We start from the raw sequence: 16,526 nt of genomic DNA, 5'->3' as shown, positions 1-16,526 counted from the left end.
GAGCCGAACTTGGACATGCCGGACCGCCCTGCCCGCGCGAGCGCCCTGCGGACCGCGCTCCGGTGCCTCGTGCTCGGCGCATTCGCCTGCACCACCGCGGTGATCGTGCTGCTCGTCGGCAATGCGGTGCTCAGCGCCGTCGGAGTGTCCTCCGATCCGCACGGCTATCAGATGTTCGCCGGCATTCTCTTCGGGGTGGTCCTGACACCGGTCGCGCTGGCACTGTGGTTGCTGTACCGATCAATGCGACGACGCGACACTTGACCACCGGCTCGGCAATGGCGTCCGGGGAAGCTCGACCGACGACCGTGGCATAGGTCGGCCACCGAGCCAAGGCCGCGAGTGCCGGCCCCTGGGCTCATTGCGCGGTGAAACCGCCATCGACAGCTGAACCCGAGACGTCCTACCCGTGGTGGGGCTACCGACTCACGGGCAGCCGGTGTCGGTTGGGATCATCAGCACCTCGTAACCGGCGCTCACGAGTCCTTCGGTGGTGAAGGCGAGGCGTAGCGGGTTGGGGAGTGGGTCGGGCCGGTGGCCTTGGACGGTGGCCATTTCTCGCCGGTCGTCACGTCCCACAGGTGCACCTCCGTGCTGCCCGAGGCGGCGGTCGCCATGGTCTTGCCGGCCCTCCTGCCGGGTGAACGATCCGGTGTCCCACGCCTGGGCGCGTCTCGATGCGGGTGCGTTCGGTGAGGGTGGCCAGCTCCCACGCCCGGATCTCGGTGTAGTCCTTCGCTCCCGGCGGCCGCAGGACCGCCGCCATCAGGCCAGCCGCCACCGCGACGGCTCTGACCTGGGTGTCCGCCGCCAGTGGCACCGCCCGCTCGGTGCCGTCCGGGTCGGTCACCGCGATCTTGTTCCCGGTGGCCAGCCGGTGGGCCACCGCCCGGTGCCCGCGCGGGCCGAGCCTGACGTCCACGCCCGTCACGGGTGCGCCCTTCCGGACGGGCACCACGCGTTGCGCATCGGCGACCCACGGCGCACCGGTGGGGCACCTTCGCCGTCGTCGTGTCCGCGGCCTTGTCCATCTCCGTGGCCGCGATGGTGCCTCCTGAGGAAGCCAGTGCGGAGACCGCCGCCGGCGACGTCCTCCTCGGCGTCGTTGCCGCTGTCCGCGACGGAGAGCAGCGCCCGCCGTTCGGGACGGCGTTCCCGCCGGCGCGGTCCGGACCCCGGCAGCTCAAGCGGGGACGGGTTCGGCACCGTCACAGGGCGGGTGGCTCGCGCTGCCCGTCCGCTCGGCCGCATCGATGTAGTCGGCGAGAGCGTCGCGGGATCGGGCGAGCCTGTCCATCTGCTCGTCCAGGCGCTTCAGCCGTGACCGCATCGCGGTCAGCAGGTCGGGACAGCCGAGCAGTTCCGGCAGCTCTCCGACCGCACAGGGCAACAGGTACGCGATGTCCTCGGAGGACAGACCGGCACCGAGCAGGCGCCGGATCTGCTTCACCCGCAGCATGGCGTTCTCGCCGTACTCCCGGTAGCCGTTCGCGCCGCGGTCCGCCTCCAGCAGGCCCTGGGCCTCGTAGTAGCGCAACTGGTGGGCGTTGACGCCCGTCCGACGACTCAGTTCCCCGATCCGCATCGAAACCTCGCTTGACCTTCACACCGGTATCAACGTCGACGATGCTGCCATGAACGACGAAACAACCACACCCGTGGCGGTCATCGGACTCGGGCTGATGGGTCAGGCACTCGCCGGCGCGTTGTTGGAAGCCGGGCATCCCACCACCGTGTGGAACCGCACGGCCACCAAGGCCGACCAGCTGGTGGCCGCGGGCGCGCGGCTGGCGCCCACGGTCGGCGACGCGCTCCAGGCGGCTTCCCTCACGATCATCTGCGTCACCGACTACCAGGCCGTGCACGAGCTGTTCGACGCGAGCGACGTCAAGCCGGCCGGCACGACGTTGGTCAACCTGACCTCGGGCGACTCGGCCCAGGCCCGCGCAGCCGCCCAGTGGGCCGAGCAGCGCGGTGCCCGTTACCTGGACGGCGCCATCATGGCCATCCCGTCGGCGATCGGGACCGCCGAGGCGGTGATCCTGCACAGCGGGCCGCAGTCGGACTTCGAGGCGCACAAGTCGACGCTCGACGCGCTCGGCACCGTCACCTACCTCGGTGCGGACCACGGGCTGGCGTCCCTGTACGACGTGGCCGGCCTGGCCATGATGTGGAGCGTCCTGAACGGCTGGCTCCAGGGGACCGCTCTGCTCAGGACAGCCGGTGTCGACGCCGCGACGTACACGCCGTTCGCCCGACAGATCGCTGCCGTGGTGACCGAATGGCTGCCCGGGTACGCGGAGCAGATCGACAGTGGTTCCTTCCCGGCCGAGGTGTCGGCCCTGGAGACCGACGTCCGGGCGATGGCACACCTCATCGAGGAGAGCGAGGCGGTGGGTGTCAACGCCGACCTGCCGAAGCTGATCAAGGCGATGGCCGACCGCGCGATCGCCGCCGGACACGGCGCAGAGCAGTATCCCGTGCTGATCGAGGAGTTCGGCACACCCCGCGACGACTGACCGATTCCGACACCGGAACCGGGCGTCTGGCATCAGGCCCGGCGGGAGGGCCGCCTGATCGCGCGGGGCTCGGTCGCCACGGTGTTCGGCCGCCGTGGCCGGGCGTGGCGGTGAAAACACGTTGGTGGACGCGGGAAGTCGGCGGTAACGTCCGTCGCGTCCGACCGTCGGCGCTCAGGGGTGTCGTGCCCTGGAAAGCAGTTGATCTATGCCCCAGCATGGGCCGAGTGTGCCTCGCCACCGCACCTCGGCCGGGTCCTTTCGCTGACCGCTCTCGCGCGTCGGCCCTCCCGGCGTTCTCCGGTGCGGCTTCGGGCTGCCCGTCATTCCGACCTGCCCGCGTGAGGTCTGCTCGGCCCCTCCAGCCTTCGCCCGTACCCGAGTACGAGATCTGGCCAGGAGAGTTCCGGGTGTCCAACACCGACAAGAAGACCACACCATCCCGTTCCGGTTCGAGCATGGAGACCTTCGCCTGCGTGTGGTGCGGGCTGACCGTCCTCGCGTCGGCGCCTGACGGCGTGCGGCGCAACCACTGCCCGAGCTGCCTCAACTCCCGGCACGTCCACGACCACGTCGAGGGCGGGCCGTCCGAGTGCCAGGCGCGGATGTCACCCATCTCGATCGCGGTGCTGCGCAACGGTGACTGGAAGGTCATCCACCGCTGCACGCGCTGCGACGAGCTGACCGCGAACCGGGTCCACGGCGACGACAACCAGCTCATCCTGATGCGGCTGGCCGTCCGACCCCTGGCCCAACCACCGTTCCCGCTGGAGATCTTCAGCGACCTGTGAGGGTCGTCGGGAACGGGGGAGAACCCATGGCACGGAACAACTCGCGGCGGACGGACCGTCGCACCCAGCGGCGCAAGGACGCCGTACCCGGTGGTGGCCGACAGCCCGGCGGCGTGTTCCGCTGCGCGGGCTGCCGGCTGGACGTGCCGCTCGCCGCACCCGGCACGGCGCACCGCAACCACTGCCCGCAGTGCCTGAGCAGCCTGCACGTGGACGGCCGGGTACCCGGCGACCGCGCGGCAGGCTGCGGTGGGCGGATGGAGGCGTTGAGCCTGTCGACCCGGTCGGACGGTGAGTGGCTGCTCGTCCACCACTGCCTGCGATGCGGGGAACTCAGCGCCAACCGCGTCGCCGGCGACGACAACCCGCTGGCACTGCTGAGGATGGCGGTCCGGCCGCTGTGCGGCAGCGGCGTCCCGGTCCGGGCGCTGCTCGCGCTGTGATCCCGGGGCTCCGACGACGACCGGCCCTGGTCGTCGTCGGAGCCCCGGCAGCCGACGCGCGGCGGGAGCGCCGAGGCGGACGTCCGGTGGGTCAGCAGCGCAGGGTGACGATGGAGATGGTGGACGAGCCCGAGTTGGCGACCAGGATGTAGCGGTTGCCGGGGCCGGGTGCGGCCCAGTGCGGGTCGGTGCCGACGGGCACTTCGCCGAGGACTTCGTTGGTGCGGGTGTCGAAGGTGCTCACCGAGTTGGAACCGGAGTTGACGACGTAGGCGATCCGGCCGCCGGCGGCGAGGGTGATGCCCCGTGGGGTGCGGCCGACGGTGATGGTCGCGGTGACGGTGCGGGTGCGTACGTCGATGACGGAGATCGTGCCGCCGAGTGCGTTGCTCACGTAGGCGGTGCGGCCGTCGGGGGTGATCAGGACGCCACGTGGTTCGTCGCCGACCGGGATGGTGGCGATCGCGGCGTGGGTGGCGGTGTCCACGACGGAGATGGTGTCGGCGTCGGAGTTGGCCACGTAGGCCTGTCGGCCGCCACGGGCGAAGGCGATGCCGCGTGGTGCTTTGCCGACCGGGATGGTGTGGGTGACGGTCTGGGTGCGGGTGTCGATCACGCTCACGGCGTTGGAGGCGGTGCTGCTGAACCAGACCTCGCTGCCGTCCGGTTTGAGGGCTCCCAGGCGAGGTGCGGTGCCGACGGGAATGGTCTTGACGACGGCGCGCGTGGTCGTGTCGATCACGCTGACTTCGTTCGAGTCGCGGTTGGAGACGTAGACGAACCGGCCGGGGCGGTCGAACACGACGCCGTAGGGGAACTTGCCGGCGGGGATCCTGGTGACCTCGGTGCGGCGGCGGGGGTCGACGACCGAGACGTTGTCGGAGCCGCCGTTGGCGACGTAGGCGAGTTCGTGGTCCGGGGTGAAGGCGACCATGCGGGTGTTGGGCCCGGTGGGGATGGTGCCGATCACGACCGGTTGCCCCTTCGCGACACCGGTGTCGGCGGTGGCCGGTGTCGCGAGGAGTAGCAGGGAGGTGGTGAGGAGGAGCAGGCGACGCAACGGAGGATCCCCTCTACGTGGTGGGCCGGGACTGGCGCAGGCGGTCGCGGGCCAGGGCGTAGACGCCCGCGCCGAGGACGAGCGCGATCGGCAGGACGTAGTCCCCGTCGCGTTCGACGAATTGGAATATCTCCTGCCCGGTGAGCGGTCGGAGCAGTTCGGTGAGCAGTTTCCAGGCGAGCACGAACCACAGCAGCGGTGCGGTCGCGCGGATCAGCACGGCGACCCCGAGCAGGATTTCGAACCAGCCCAGAATGGTCATCAGGTTGGCCGCGTCGACGGTGCCCCGGTCAAGGCCGAAGAAGGCGAAGTACTTGTAGAAGTAGGCCTTGTTCTCAAAGGCCGCGAATCCGCCGTGGCCGATCAGCAGCAGGGCGAGCCCGCCCCGGGCGGCCCAGTGGGACGCGACGTGGGCGCGGTCGGAGACGGCGGTCGGGGCGTCGGCGCGGGTGAACCAGCGGCGCAGCGACCACCCGCCACCGCCCACCAGGACCAGCAGCGCCAGGGGCATCCCGTAGTTGCCGCCGCGCTCCAGGAACTCCCACCAGCCCTCGCCGACGGCGGGGCGCAGCAGGGCGGTGAACACGCCCCAGACGGTGGCGTGCAGCAGCACGATCCGCAGCGGGAAGAACAGCACGAGCAACCCGACGGTGATGTCGACCGCGCCGGTGAGGTACATCAGGTAGTCGACCGCGGCCTCGGGGGAGATGCCGAACAGGTCGTAGTAGGGCAGCCACGCCCGCGACCGGCTCAGGCCGGCCCAGCCGTGGCCGAGGTACTCGATCGCGACGCCGATCCGCAGCAGCCAGTACAACTTCGTGGTGACCGGTGCCTGGGACCATTTCTGCCGGAGCGTTCCGCCGTCGTCCGGCCGGGTGATCTGGTTTGTCACGGTTCCCCCATTCCGAGGGGTGGAATGTTCGATGTGATCGAACGTACACAGCGACCCCGGTGGCAGAATGGGCATAACGCAGTAACTTCGCGGGTCATTCGGAGCGGATGCGCTGCCATGCTAAGGAAAAAATGGCCGCAGTGATATCGGGTCGGTGTTCTGGAATTGCGCTCGCGTGCTGCGGGCGTATTCGCACGCCGTCCGGCGGGGGTGTCCCGGCGGTCCGCGCGGGGGCTGCGGGTGTGGTGGGGTTCCGGAGGTGCGTGTGGCTCGGGGCCTCCCGGGTGTCGCTGGGTCGTTGACTCATGTAAGCACCTCAGCGAGGATTGCCTCAATGGAAAACGACATCACTCTTCGTGGTCGAGCGGCCGTGCACCACGCGTTGTCCGACCCGGTCCGGCTGGGCATCGTCGACCTGCTGGTGGTCGGCGACCGGTCGCCCGGCGAGCTGGCGCGGCGGTTCGACCTCACGTCCAACCTGCTGGCCCACCACCTGAAGGTGCTCCTGGAGGTGGGTCTGGTGGCGCGTTCGCAGTCCTACGCGGACGGCCGCCGCGCCTACGTGCGGCTGCTCCCCGCCGCCCTCGACGGCCTGCGGCCCACCCCGTCGGTCACCGCGCCCAGGGTGGTGTTCGTCTGCACCCGCAACGCCGCGCGCTCCCCGTTGGCCGCCGCCGCGTGGAGCGCGCGCAGCCGCATCCCGGCCACCTCCGCGGGCACCCACCCCGGCCCGCGCCTCAACCCGCGCGCGGTCACCGCCGCCCACCGGCACGGCCTGACCCTCGAACGGGCCGGCACCGCCCACGTCGGCGACGTGATCGAACCGGCGGACCTCGTGGTCGCGGTGTGCGACAAGGCCTACGAGGAGGCGGGGGAGTCGGGCCGCTGGGTGCACTGGTCGGTGCCCGACCCGGGGCCGGTGGACACCGACGAGATCTTCGAGGACGTGCTGTCCGTGCTCACCGACCGCGTGGACCGGTTGGCCGCCATCACGGAGGCGTCGTGAACCGGGTCGGCCTGGCCACGATCGCCCGCGAGTGGGGCCGCCTGGGGTGCATCGGGTTCGGCGGCCCGCCCGCGCACATCGCCTTGTTGCGCGACCTGTGCGTGCACCGGCGGAAGTGGTTGAGCGAGAAGGAGTTCGAGGACGGCATCGCGGTCACCAACCTGCTGCCCGGCCCGGCGTCCACCCAATTGGCGATCCTGTGCGCGTGGCGGCTGCGGGGCGCCGGCGGCGCGCTCGTGGGCGGCTTCTGCTTCATCGTCCCCGGACTGGTGCTGATCCTGGCCCTGGCCGCGCTCTTCCTGTCCGCGCACCCGCCGCTGTGGGTGCTCGGCGCGGCGGCCGGCGCGGGCGCGGCCGTCCCCGCCGTGGCGGCGCACGCGGCGTGGGGCCTGATCCCCGGCAGTTGGAAACGGGTGGGGGCCGGGAGATCCGCGCGGATCCGTTGGTGCGGCTACGTCCTGGTCGGTGCCGTGGCCGCGGCGGTCACCGGGCCGTGGCTGGTGGTCGTGCTGGTCGTGGCCGGTCTGGTCGAGGTCGCGGTGCGGGTGCCGTCGGGTCGTGCGCAGGCGGTGTTGCCGGTGCTCGCGCTGCCGGCGGCGGTCGGCGGCCTGCCGGCCGTGGCGTGGGTCGCGGCCAAGGTCGGCGCGCTGTCCTACGGCGGTGGTTTCGTGATCATCCCGATGATGCAGCACGACGCCGTGACCACGTACGGCTGGATGACCGACGCCCAGTTCCTCGACGCCGTGGCACTGGGCCAGATCACGCCGGGCCCGGTCGTGCAGACCGTCGCCGTGGTCGGCTACGCCGCTGCCGGGCTGGGGGGCGGCCTGCTGGCCGCGTTCGTCGCCTTCGCGCCGTCGTTCGCGATGATCATCCTGGGTGGACCGCGCCTGGAACGCCTGCGGGACAACGCGAAAGCTCAAGCCTTCCTCACCGGGGCCGGGGCCGCCGCCATCGGCGCGATCGCCGGCACCACCCTCCCGCTCACCGCCGCCCTGCACACCCCCTGGCAGTACGGCCTGCTGGCCGCCGCCGCGCTGTGGCTGCTCGCCCTGCGCCGCGGCGTGGTCACCGCCCTCGTCGGCGCCGGCGTGATCGGAGCACTGATCACCCTCGCCGGCTGACCACGACACCGCGGGCCACGAGGCCGAGGCGGGCACCTTCGGCGTTGCGCCCCACCGGCTGGAACACCGGTGCGGCGGTCGCGATGCCGCATCCCATGATCGTGCCCTTCGACTTCTTGGAGCCCGATCGCCGCAGATCAGCGACCCTGCGCGGAGTTCGGGCACCCACGCAGGACCGCACAACCTGTTTAGGCGACTGCTTCGTGCGGAACGTTGCACCTATGACCGATGACCTCGACGCGCCGACGTCCCTGCCGAGGCGTTCTTGGTGGGGCGTGCTCAAGCGCACCGTGAAGGAGTTCGGTGACGACAACCTCACCGACTGGGCCGCCGCGCTGACCTACTACGCGGTGCTGTCGCTGTTCCCCGGGATCCTGTTGCTGACCTCGCTGCTCGGGTTGCTCGGCCCGGACGCCACCAAGGCGCTGATCGACAGCCTCGGCGTGCTCGGCCCGGGAGAGGCCCGGGACCTGGTCGTCGGCGCGATCGAGGACCTCCAGTCCTCCAAGGCCATCGCCGGTCCGCTCGCGATCGTCGGGCTGGTCACGGCGTTGTGGTCGGCGTCGGGCTACCTGGGGGCGTTCATGCGTGCCGCCAACTCGATCTACGACGTCGAGGAGGGCCGGCCGTTCTGGAAGGTCGTCCCGCTGCGCCTCGGGCTCACCGTGGGCGTCGTCGTGCTGCTCGCCCTCACCGCCCTCGGCGTGACCGCCACCGGCGGCGTGGCGGACTGGCTGGGCGGCATCCTGGGCCTGCGGGACACGGTGGTGGCGGTGTGGGACGTCGCCAAGTGGCCGGTCCTGCTGTTGTTGGCCAGCCTGGCCATCGGCCTGCTGTACTGGGCTTCCCCCAACGTCCGCCAACCCCGGTGGTGGTGGATCACGCCCGGCGGCCTGCTCGCGGTGCTGGTGTGGATCGCGGCCTCGTTCGGGTTCGCCTTCTACGTGGGACATGCGGGCTCGTACAACAAGACCTACGGCTCGTTGGCCGGCGTCATCGTGTTCCTGGTGTGGCTGTGGATCTCCAACCTCGCACTTTTGCTCGGCGCGGAACTGGACGCCGAACTGGAACGCGGCCGGCGCATGCGCAAGGGCGAGTCGGGAGAGGACCCCGTGGCCCCGCCGCGCGACACCCGGGCCATGGACTGACCGGACCATGGACTGATCGGACCTCATCCGGTGCTACTGAGCAATTTTCGCCGTGGCGCACGTGATCACGTGACGCTCGACGCACTGCGCCGTCCCGCAGGAACGCCCGATGTTCGCGGCTGACGCCCTTGCCGGTGGAGGCATCCTGTCACCGGGTGTCCACAATGGACGCAATGCTGTGCGCGCCTGACGTCAAGCTTCTACCGTGGCCGGTCACTTGCGGTGGTGGGTACGGATAGAAGGGGTTGAGGGGACACCACACGGGCCCCGACGACTTCATCATCGCGGGCATCCTTCCCGCGATCTCGGCCGATCTGGAGGTGAGCGAGGCGGCGGCGGGCCAGTTGGTCATCGCCTTCTCGATCACCTACGCGGTCGCCGCCCCGATCATGGCCGTGCTCACCGCCAGGCTGCCGAGGAAGGTCCCCATCGTCGGTGGGCTCGTGGTGTTCGCCGCGATCGACTTCGCCACCGCCTTCGTCACCACCTACCCGCTGCTGATGGCGTTGCGGGTGCTGGCGGCGCTGGTCGCCGCGTCGGCCAGTCCGGCCGCGTTCAGCGTGGCGGGCACGCTCGCCGAGCCCGCGAAGATCGGCCGCGCCATCGGCACTGTCACCGCGGTCTGACAGACTCCCTGATTCTCCGCCGGAACTGATTGCACCCCCGGAGGATTGTTCGGTTCAGTGGTGGTCGATGTCGAGCGCTTCCAGGTGTGCTTCGACGCGTTCCACGTCCGCCACGCGGTGTTGGGCGCGGAACAGGCTGTGGGCTCGTTCCCATGTGGCGCGTGCTGCGGCGTGGTCGCCGATCTCCACCAGAAGTTCGGCGAACATCTCGACGGCCTTCGCCTCCCGGCGCACGTTGCCCACTTCACGGAGCAGGTCGCACGCCTCCTGGTAGAGGGCTCGTGCGTCGTCCAGGCGACCGGTCGCGCGGGCGACGTACCCGAGGGCGCTGGTGGCGATGGCCTGGCTGTCCCGGTCTCCTTGTGCGCGGAACACCTCCACGGCGGTGCGGCACGCGTCGAGCGCGGTCTCGTGGTCGCCCAGGCGCGCGGCCAACCAGCCGACCTGGCCGAGCGATTGAGCCTCGAACACGTCGTTGCCCTGGCGGCGCAGCAGTTCGTGCGAGCGTTGCGCGTGCCGCATCGCGCCGGCGAGGTCGCCCGTCCACTCGACCAGGATCGACAAGGAGTTCTCGGCGATGGCCTCCACCATCTGGTCGCCGGTCTGCCGTGCCAGCGCCAGCGCCCGGTTCACGTGCTCCAGCCCGTCGTCCAGTTGGCCGAGCTGGCCGTTGGCGTAGCCCAGTGCCAGCAGCGCGTCGGCCAGCAGGTCGTCCCGGCCCAGCGCCCGGGAGGCCGGGACCGCCAACTGCCACGCGTCGGCCACGTCCTGGAGGAAGCCGGCCCGGTCGTAGAGGGGCGTCAGGTGCCGGGCGAGCTGCCACACCTGGTGGTGCAGCCCGAGTTCCGATGCCGCCCGGACGGTCGCGGCCAGCACGGCCCGCTCGTCGGTGAACCAGGCCAGCGCGGCGTCGAGGTCCTCGGGCACGTGGGTGTGGCGGCCCGGCGGCACGGGGCCGAGCGGGCTCGCCCGGCGGAACGGCCACACCACCGCGGTGGCCGACGCGGCGGTGTGCGTGTGCAGGTCCACCACCCTGCGCACGGCGGCGTCCCGGTCCTGCTGCGGGATGTCCTGTTCGGCGGCGTGCAGGCGGACCAGGTCGTACATGCGGTAGCGGCCGGCTCGGTGCTCCTGCACCAGCGACATCCGCTCCAGCGCGCGCAGCACGGCGGTGGCCCGCGCCGGCGGCAGGTCGGCCAGGCAGGCCGCGGACACCGCGGTGCAGTCGGGTCCCGGCGTGGTGCCGAGCAGGGCGAACATCCGTGCGTGCTCGTCATCGAGCGCCTCGGTGGACCACGACAGCACGGTCCGCACGCCGGCCGCCGGGTCGTCGTCCAGCTCGCTGAGCCTGGTGGTCACGTCGCCCAGCTGGGCGGCGAACGCGGCCAACGGGAACGTGGGGTGCGCCTGGGCTCGGCCGGCCACGACGCTCAGCGCGAGCGGCAGGCCCGCGCAGTGCCCGACCAGGTCGTCGACAGCGGCGGGTTCGGCGGCGACACGCGCGGCCCCGATCCGCTCGGCGAGCAGCGCGCGGGCGTCGGCGGCGGGCAGCACGTCGAGGCGCACCGGGAGCGCCCCGTGCGCGGTGACCAGCGCGGGCAGCCGGTGCCGGCTGGTGACCAGCGTGACGCACCCGCTGCCGGGCAGCAGCGGCGTCACCTGCGCGGTGTCGGCGGCGTTGTCGAGCACGACGAGGACCCGGCGGTCGGCGGTGAGGCTGCGGAACAGCGCGGTCCGGGCGTCGAGGTCGGCCGGCGCGGCGTCCCTGCCGACACCGAGCGCGTCGAGGAAGCCGAGCAGCGCGGACGAGGCCGGCACCGGGCTGCCCGAGGGGTCGAAGCCGCGCAGGTTGGCGAACAGCAGCCCGCCGGGGAAGCGGTCGGCGTGCCGGTGGGCCCAGCGCAGCGCGAGCGTGCTCTTGCCGATGCCGCCGCTGCCCGAGACCACGGCCGGGCCCGGGTGGCTGAGCAGGTCGTCCAACGCGGCCAGCTCGTCCGGGCGGCCGGTGAACCAGCGCGGTGCGGCGGGCAGCTGCCGGGGCACCGGGTGCGGCGCGGCGGGTTCACGGTCGTCGGTAGGCACGCGGCCGTGGGTGAGCACGCGCCGGTGGACCTCCCGCAACTCGGGGCTCGGGTCGACGCCCAACTCGTCGGCGAGCCGCCGCCGCAGCGCCTCGTAGTGCGCCAACGCCTCGGCGTGCAGCCCGCTCCCCGTCAGCGCGAGCAGCACCAGCCGGGCGACCCGCTCGTCCAACGGGTGATGGGCGGCCAGCGCGGTCAGGGGCGTCACCGCCTGCACGTGCCGGCCCAGCCGCAATGCGACCTCGTGCGCGTCCAGGCGCGCCGCGAACACCTCCCGCTCGACCTCCTCGCGCACCGACGTGGCCCACGGCGAGTCGACCCCGGTCAACGGGGTGCCGACCACGAGGTCCAACGCCGACCCGAGCGATGCCGCGCGGTCCCGGTCGTCACCGCCGCACGCCACCAGCTCCCGGAACCGGTGCAGGTCCACCGCCTGCGGGTCGACGTCGAGCACGTACCCGCCGGACCGCTTGCCCAGAACGGCCCCCGGCACGTCCGCGAGCGCCCGCCGCAGCCGTGACACGTAGCTGTAGACCCCTTCCCGGGGCCGTTGCGGCAGCCGCTCGCCCCACACGCGATCGGCCAGCACGTCGACGTCGACCACCCGGTTCGCGTCCACCAGCAGCGCCGCGAGCACGCACCGCACCCGAGCGTGCCGGATCGGGGCGAACCCGTCCTCCGTCGAAGTCCGGACCTCGCCGAGCAACTGGAACCGCACCGCCCCCATCGGGCGAGTATCCACCACGCCGTGCCAGGTTCGTGCCAGGTCCAGCCGGCAAGCTCGCCCCGGTAGCGACATCGCACCACCTCACGGGGAGACGGACGCGGTTCGGACGAGTCGCGGCGGTGCCCGCCGCGGCCGTGCCGGCCGCACAATTGTCCACTGTGGACTCTCGTCGTCCGGCGGTTCTCGGACCGCCCGGCGGCAGGCGTCTCCGTCGGCGCGGTGTGGTTGCAGACCGAATTGATCAGTGACACAAAGTAGTCAGCAGGGGGAACGTGTGGTAGATGACCGACGATGGGGTTTCGAGGAGGCCGAGGACTGGGAGTACGCGGCCGAACGACGTGCCACACCATCGCGGCCCGTCGAGCAGGACGACTCGGACTCGGCGATCGGGGTGGACGTGAGCGGTGCCGTGACCGTCGCGGTCGGACCGGACGGTCAGACGCGCGCGGTCACGCTCATCGCGGACTGGCGGCGCGCGCTCGACCCGCGCCGCCTCGGCGGGGCTGTGCTCAGCGCGGCGAACAACGCGACCATGCAGGCGTTGGCGAGCGGACTGGAGTCAACGCGAGCGTCCACTTCGGGCAGCTCGGAGCCGCGAACCCCGGTGTCCTTCGACTCCCGGCTCACCAGGCAGGACGCGCTCCGGCTGTTCGACGCCGTCACCGCGGAACTGGACGCGTTCGCCAGTGAGCTCGACCACGCGGCCGACAACCCGGTGACGGCGGAGAGCGCGGGCGGCCACGTGCGCGGAACCGTCCGAACAGGACAGTTGATCGGTTTCGAGACCGACGGCACGTGGGCGCACGGCGCACCCAACCGGGAGATCGAGGGCGAACTCCTCGAAGTCCTGCGCAAGCTGCACGCCGCCGGGTCGCCGAGCCGCCTGGCGGACGGGCCGCAGGGTCCCGCCATCGCCGAACTCCGCGCCCTGGCCAGTGATCCGACCACCCTCCTGCGACGGGTGGGGCTGCTGCCATGAGCGACATCACGACCGAACTGCGCGCCATGCACGACGACGCGAGCCTCTGGTCGCAGGCCGCGGAGAAGGTCGAAGCGCCCCGGCGGGCCATCGGCGACCTGCACCTGACCGGTGCCGACCTGTCGATGTGGGCGGTGGACCGCAACCTCGACCAGACCTACGAGAACGCGCGCGTCGTGCTGGAGGACCTGCTGGGCCGGGCGGTCGAGGCGTTCACCGGCCTCGGCGACAGCCTGCGCGCCGCCGCCGAGACCTACCAGCGCGAAGAGGAAGCCAACATGCACGAGCTGAACCGGATCGCGGGGAACCGATGAGCGGCAACCCGCTGGTCGTGGAGGCGCGCGGCAAGGCCGACGAGGTCGACCGCATCCTGCGCCGGTTCTTCGAGACCGTCAACCGGACGCTGAGCTGGGTGCCCGCCCCGCTCAGGTGGGTCGTGGAGCAGGTCGAGGAGCTGTTCCGGCAGGTCAACGCGAAGATCTCCGAGTTCTGGGCCCGGGTGGACCAGCTGTTCCGGCAGCCCGGCGACTCCGACCGGCTCAACCAGGTCGCCGAGGAGTGGTCGGACAAGGTCGGCAACGTGCTCGGCGACATCGCGGGCACGATCGGGCTGGACAAGATGCAGACCAACGTGGCGTGGACGGGCAAGGCGGCGCGCGCCTACGCCGCCACCGTCCCGCCCCAGGCGGCCGGGCTGAACGCGGTCAAGGACGTCTCGAACCAGATGCGGTCGTCGCTGGTCAGCCTGGCCAACTCGATCGACGCGTTCTGGATCGCCATCGGCGTGGCGCTGGCGACGTTGGTGGTGTCGGCGATCGCCGCGGTGGCCGCCGCGTGCACGGTCGTCGGCGCGCCGGCGGCGATCGGTGCCATCGCGGGCGGGCTCGCCGTCGCGATCGGGATCATCGGCGCGACGGTCATGGCGCTGGAGTCGCACACCAACACCATCGAGGCCGAACAGCAGAACATCGCCCAGAAGATCCGCGACATCGGCACGGAGTGGACCATGCCGAACACCGCGGACATGTCCGACGCGAGCGTCACCGACGGCGACGGCTCCGACTGGTCGCTGGAGAGGTGATCATCCCGGTCGGAGGCGACCCGCCGCCGCTGTACGTGCGGATCTCCCCGCAGCGGGCCGCGCACGTGCGGGCCCGCTGCGGGGTTGTCGGACTGCTCTTGGTCGGCGCGGCCCTGGTGATCGGGGTGGTGCTGGTCGTCGTCGGCCTGGGTCTGCCCACTTCGTACCACCCGCTGAGCACGATCGGCGTGGTCGTGGGCGCGCTGACGGCGTTCTGGCTGCTGCTGTCCGGCGCGACCCTCACAAGCGCGCGCTCGTCGGTCCAAGGCGAGAGCCTGGACGTGAACCGGGCGGGCGCCACGCTGCGCGTGCTCGGTGTGCTGTGGGGCGGGACGGTCTTCTGCGCCGCGTTGACCTGCTTCCTCCAGTTGACGACCTTGAACAGCGGGCCGCGGCAGGTCCCGTTCACGGCGGGCCTGGCCGTCTACCTCGTGCTGCTCGCCGTGTCCGCGGTGCTTGCCGGGGTCGTGTTCTTCGTGGCGCGCGGGCTGCTCGACCCGCGCGCCACCACGTAGGACCGACCTCGGTCGGCACTGTTCGACCTCATCGCCGCTGGTGAGAGGTCCTTTGTCACCCGGACGAGCAAATCTGTGCCAGTCGAAGTAGACATTCGGCGGTGGGTGTGTGTAGTGTTCTCCTTGTTGGCAGAGAGAAAGTCAGTAGCACGGGAGAAGACGAACTGCCCGTGAGTTCGAGGCAAGACGGTCGGACATGCTGGGGCCAGGCAGTGAAGGGGCTCCGCGGCAGTGGACCAGGGGTTGATCGGCGGATGTGACCGGAGGAACGATCCCGGTGCCGACGACCGTTTGTAGTGATACGTCGTAATCGCAGTTGTTGTAGCAGTCGCTAGCAGTGGTAGTTGATAGCAGCGGTTGATAGAGCAGTTGATGCGGTACGGCCAGGTCTGTCGGAGCCGAGCAGTGGACGGGGCTCTTGGCAGGTGGCCAGGGATGGTCGGTGAGGTGATTCCGGCATGTGCATCAGGACCGGTGCCGACCGTCGCGTGAGGTTGCAGGAGTTGTTGATCAGAGGAGAAGGGAAGGGTCGCACACCATCGGATCGCCCGGTTTCGGCAGAACTCGGCCGGACGGGTACCGCAGTTCCATCTGATTGGAAGGTGGTCTTCGGTTACGCACAAGCGATCCCCGCAGCACCCGCGTTCCTTGCGGGTCGAGCGGACAGAGGAAGCCGGTCTCACGGTCGGCTAGGTGGAAGTGAAACCCAACACCCCTGGGGCCCCGGCGCGTACTGCGCCGGGGCCCCTCGTGATGCGGAGGCGCGATGAACCCAGAGGAAAAAGACGAACCACAGGCCCCGGCGCAGACCACGGCCGAGAGGTTCGACGACGACCACTACCCGGCCTACACCATGGGCCGGGCCGCGGAGATGCTCGGCACGTCGGCCGGGTTCATGCGCAGCCTGGACGAGGCCGGGCTGATCGAGCCGCAGCGCTCAGCCGGTGGACACCGCCGGTACTCCCGCTACCAACTGCGTCTGGCCGCCCGCGTCCGGGAACTGATGGACCAGGGCACCGCGTTGGACGCCGCTTGCCGCATCGTCACCCTGGAAGACCAGCTCCAAGAGGCCAGGGACGCCAACAGGCCACAACACCCGCCGGGCGAGCCCTACCCGCCACTGCGCGGCGTGTGACCCCGTAGCGGACCAGGGGACCACAGACCCCCGGTTGACCAGGCAACCACGTCCACGACCTCGATCGCACCGATGGCGTCCGGCCATCTCCGGTGTCGGCCGTCGGGGTCCTGGACAGGGCCACCCCGACCCGGCGCGACCGTGCGTGGCAGGCCCGCACGTGGATTTCGTGCCCGACGCCGGGTTTCCGAAGCTGTCGCCCGACGGCCCGCAGTCGCGGTCCGGACGGGTGCTTCGGCGTCACGAGAAGCCGGAAGCGGTAGCGCGTGGGAGATGGGCGGACCCCTCGGCCCACGGCCCGGACCGGAACGTCGTCGCGTTCCTGCTCAAGTTTCGTTCTCAGTGGCAAAGCCCCAGGACAGGGCACCCGTGGATACGCGGTGCGCACCTCACGCGACT

Annotated in this window: 18 protein-coding genes; 13 read left to right on the top strand and 5 right to left on the bottom strand. The window is 71.1% G+C overall.

The annotated features are described in order from the left end of the window. Positions 1-15: 15 nt before the first annotated feature. Positions 16-264 (top strand): hypothetical protein, encoded by a 249-nt coding sequence (locus BN6_RS25065; RefSeq protein WP_051076034.1) that lies wholly within the window; start codon positions 16-18, stop codon positions 262-264. 304 nt (positions 265-568) lie between these two features. On the opposite strand, the gene BN6_RS25060 is transcribed toward BN6_RS25065, so the two are convergent. Further along, positions 569-931 (bottom strand): hypothetical protein, encoded by a 363-nt coding sequence (locus tag BN6_RS25060; protein WP_015102558.1) that lies wholly within the window; start codon positions 929-931, stop codon positions 569-571. 252 nt (positions 932-1,183) lie between these two features. Next, the gene (locus BN6_RS25055; protein WP_015102557.1) at positions 1,184-1,585 is read right to left on the bottom strand and encodes a MerR family transcriptional regulator; all 402 of its coding nucleotides are present in this window, start codon (positions 1,583-1,585) and stop codon (positions 1,184-1,186) included. 49 nt (positions 1,586-1,634) lie between these two features. Between BN6_RS25055 and BN6_RS25050 the strand changes: the two genes are divergently transcribed. From BN6_RS25050 to BN6_RS25040, 3 genes are all read left to right on the top strand, one after another. Continuing rightward, complete coding sequence (locus tag BN6_RS25050) at positions 1,635-2,519, top strand: NAD(P)-dependent oxidoreductase (protein WP_015102556.1); 885 nt, start codon at positions 1,635-1,637, stop codon at positions 2,517-2,519. Positions 2,520-2,929: 410 nt separating this feature from the next. Beyond that, positions 2,930-3,310, top strand: a complete 381-nt coding sequence (locus BN6_RS25045; protein ID WP_041313925.1) for an RNHCP domain-containing protein — start codon at positions 2,930-2,932, stop codon at positions 3,308-3,310. 26 nt (positions 3,311-3,336) lie between these two features. Continuing rightward, on the top strand, positions 3,337-3,753 hold the full coding sequence (locus BN6_RS25040) for an RNHCP domain-containing protein (RefSeq protein WP_015102554.1): 417 nt from the start codon (positions 3,337-3,339) through the stop codon (positions 3,751-3,753). Between the two features lie 91 nt (positions 3,754-3,844). On the opposite strand, the gene BN6_RS25035 is transcribed toward BN6_RS25040, so the two are convergent. Together BN6_RS25035 and BN6_RS42390 are read right to left on the bottom strand one after the other, a co-directional pair. Further along, positions 3,845-4,813, bottom strand: coding sequence for a YVTN family beta-propeller repeat protein (locus tag BN6_RS25035; protein ID WP_015102553.1), 969 nt, complete (start codon positions 4,811-4,813; stop codon positions 3,845-3,847). Positions 4,814-4,826: 13 nt separating this feature from the next. Further along, positions 4,827-5,705 carry a hypothetical protein gene (locus BN6_RS42390; RefSeq protein WP_015102552.1) on the bottom strand — a complete coding sequence of 293 codons (879 nt, stop codon included), beginning with the start codon at positions 5,703-5,705 and terminating at the stop codon, positions 4,827-4,829. A gap of 334 nt (positions 5,706-6,039) precedes the next feature. On the opposite strand from BN6_RS42390, the gene BN6_RS25025 reads away from it, so the two are divergent. From BN6_RS25025 to BN6_RS25010, 4 genes are all read left to right on the top strand, one after another. Continuing rightward, positions 6,040-6,711 (top strand): arsenate reductase/protein-tyrosine-phosphatase family protein, encoded by a 672-nt coding sequence (locus BN6_RS25025; protein ID WP_015102551.1) that lies wholly within the window; start codon positions 6,040-6,042, stop codon positions 6,709-6,711. Beyond that, positions 6,708-7,835 (top strand): chromate efflux transporter, encoded by a 1,128-nt coding sequence (gene chrA, locus BN6_RS25020; RefSeq protein WP_015102550.1) that lies wholly within the window; start codon positions 6,708-6,710, stop codon positions 7,833-7,835. Before BN6_RS25025 ends, chrA begins: the two co-directional genes overlap by 4 nt. A gap of 221 nt (positions 7,836-8,056) precedes the next feature. Further along, positions 8,057-8,983 (top strand): YihY/virulence factor BrkB family protein, encoded by a 927-nt coding sequence (locus BN6_RS25015; protein WP_148303004.1) that lies wholly within the window; start codon positions 8,057-8,059, stop codon positions 8,981-8,983. 245 nt (positions 8,984-9,228) lie between these two features. Then, positions 9,229-9,609, top strand: a complete 381-nt coding sequence (locus BN6_RS25010; RefSeq protein ID WP_015102548.1) for an MFS transporter — start codon at positions 9,229-9,231, stop codon at positions 9,607-9,609. 54 nt (positions 9,610-9,663) lie between these two features. On the opposite strand, the gene BN6_RS25005 is transcribed toward BN6_RS25010, so the two are convergent. Then, on the bottom strand, positions 9,664-12,417 hold the full coding sequence (locus tag BN6_RS25005; protein WP_041313922.1) for an AfsR/SARP family transcriptional regulator: 2,754 nt from the start codon (positions 12,415-12,417) through the stop codon (positions 9,664-9,666). A 274-nt stretch (positions 12,418-12,691) separates the two neighbouring features. Here BN6_RS25005 and BN6_RS25000 point away from each other — a divergent pair, with 274 nt between their 5' ends. The 5 genes from BN6_RS25000 to BN6_RS24980 all read left to right on the top strand — a co-directional run bounded on the left by BN6_RS25000 (position 12,692) and on the right by BN6_RS24980 (position 16,127). Beyond that, entirely contained in the window at positions 12,692-13,396 is a 705-nt protein-coding gene (locus BN6_RS25000; protein ID WP_015102546.1) for a lipase chaperone, read from the top strand. Continuing rightward, on the top strand, positions 13,393-13,710 hold the full coding sequence (locus tag BN6_RS24995; protein WP_015102545.1) for a hypothetical protein: 318 nt from the start codon (positions 13,393-13,395) through the stop codon (positions 13,708-13,710). Before BN6_RS25000 ends, BN6_RS24995 begins: the two co-directional genes overlap by 4 nt. Then, the gene (locus tag BN6_RS24990) at positions 13,707-14,477 is read left to right on the top strand and encodes a hypothetical protein (protein WP_015102544.1); all 771 of its coding nucleotides are present in this window, start codon (positions 13,707-13,709) and stop codon (positions 14,475-14,477) included. The genes BN6_RS24995 and BN6_RS24990 overlap by 4 nt, the downstream gene beginning before the upstream one ends. Next, positions 14,474-14,992, top strand: coding sequence for a hypothetical protein (locus BN6_RS24985; protein WP_015102543.1), 519 nt, complete (start codon positions 14,474-14,476; stop codon positions 14,990-14,992). The genes BN6_RS24990 and BN6_RS24985 overlap by 4 nt, the downstream gene beginning before the upstream one ends. A 766-nt stretch (positions 14,993-15,758) precedes the next feature. Further along, a complete protein-coding gene (locus BN6_RS24980) occupies positions 15,759-16,127 on the top strand; it encodes a helix-turn-helix domain-containing protein (RefSeq protein WP_015102542.1) in 369 nt (122 codons plus the stop codon). Positions 16,128-16,526 lie beyond the last annotated feature (399 nt).

It is taken from the genome of Saccharothrix espanaensis DSM 44229 (assembly GCF_000328705.1).
Taxonomy (GTDB): domain Bacteria; phylum Actinomycetota; class Actinomycetes; order Mycobacteriales; family Pseudonocardiaceae; genus Actinosynnema; species Actinosynnema espanaense.
Note: the sequence above shows the minus strand (reverse complement) of the source record. Positions and strands in the feature narration are given on the sequence as shown.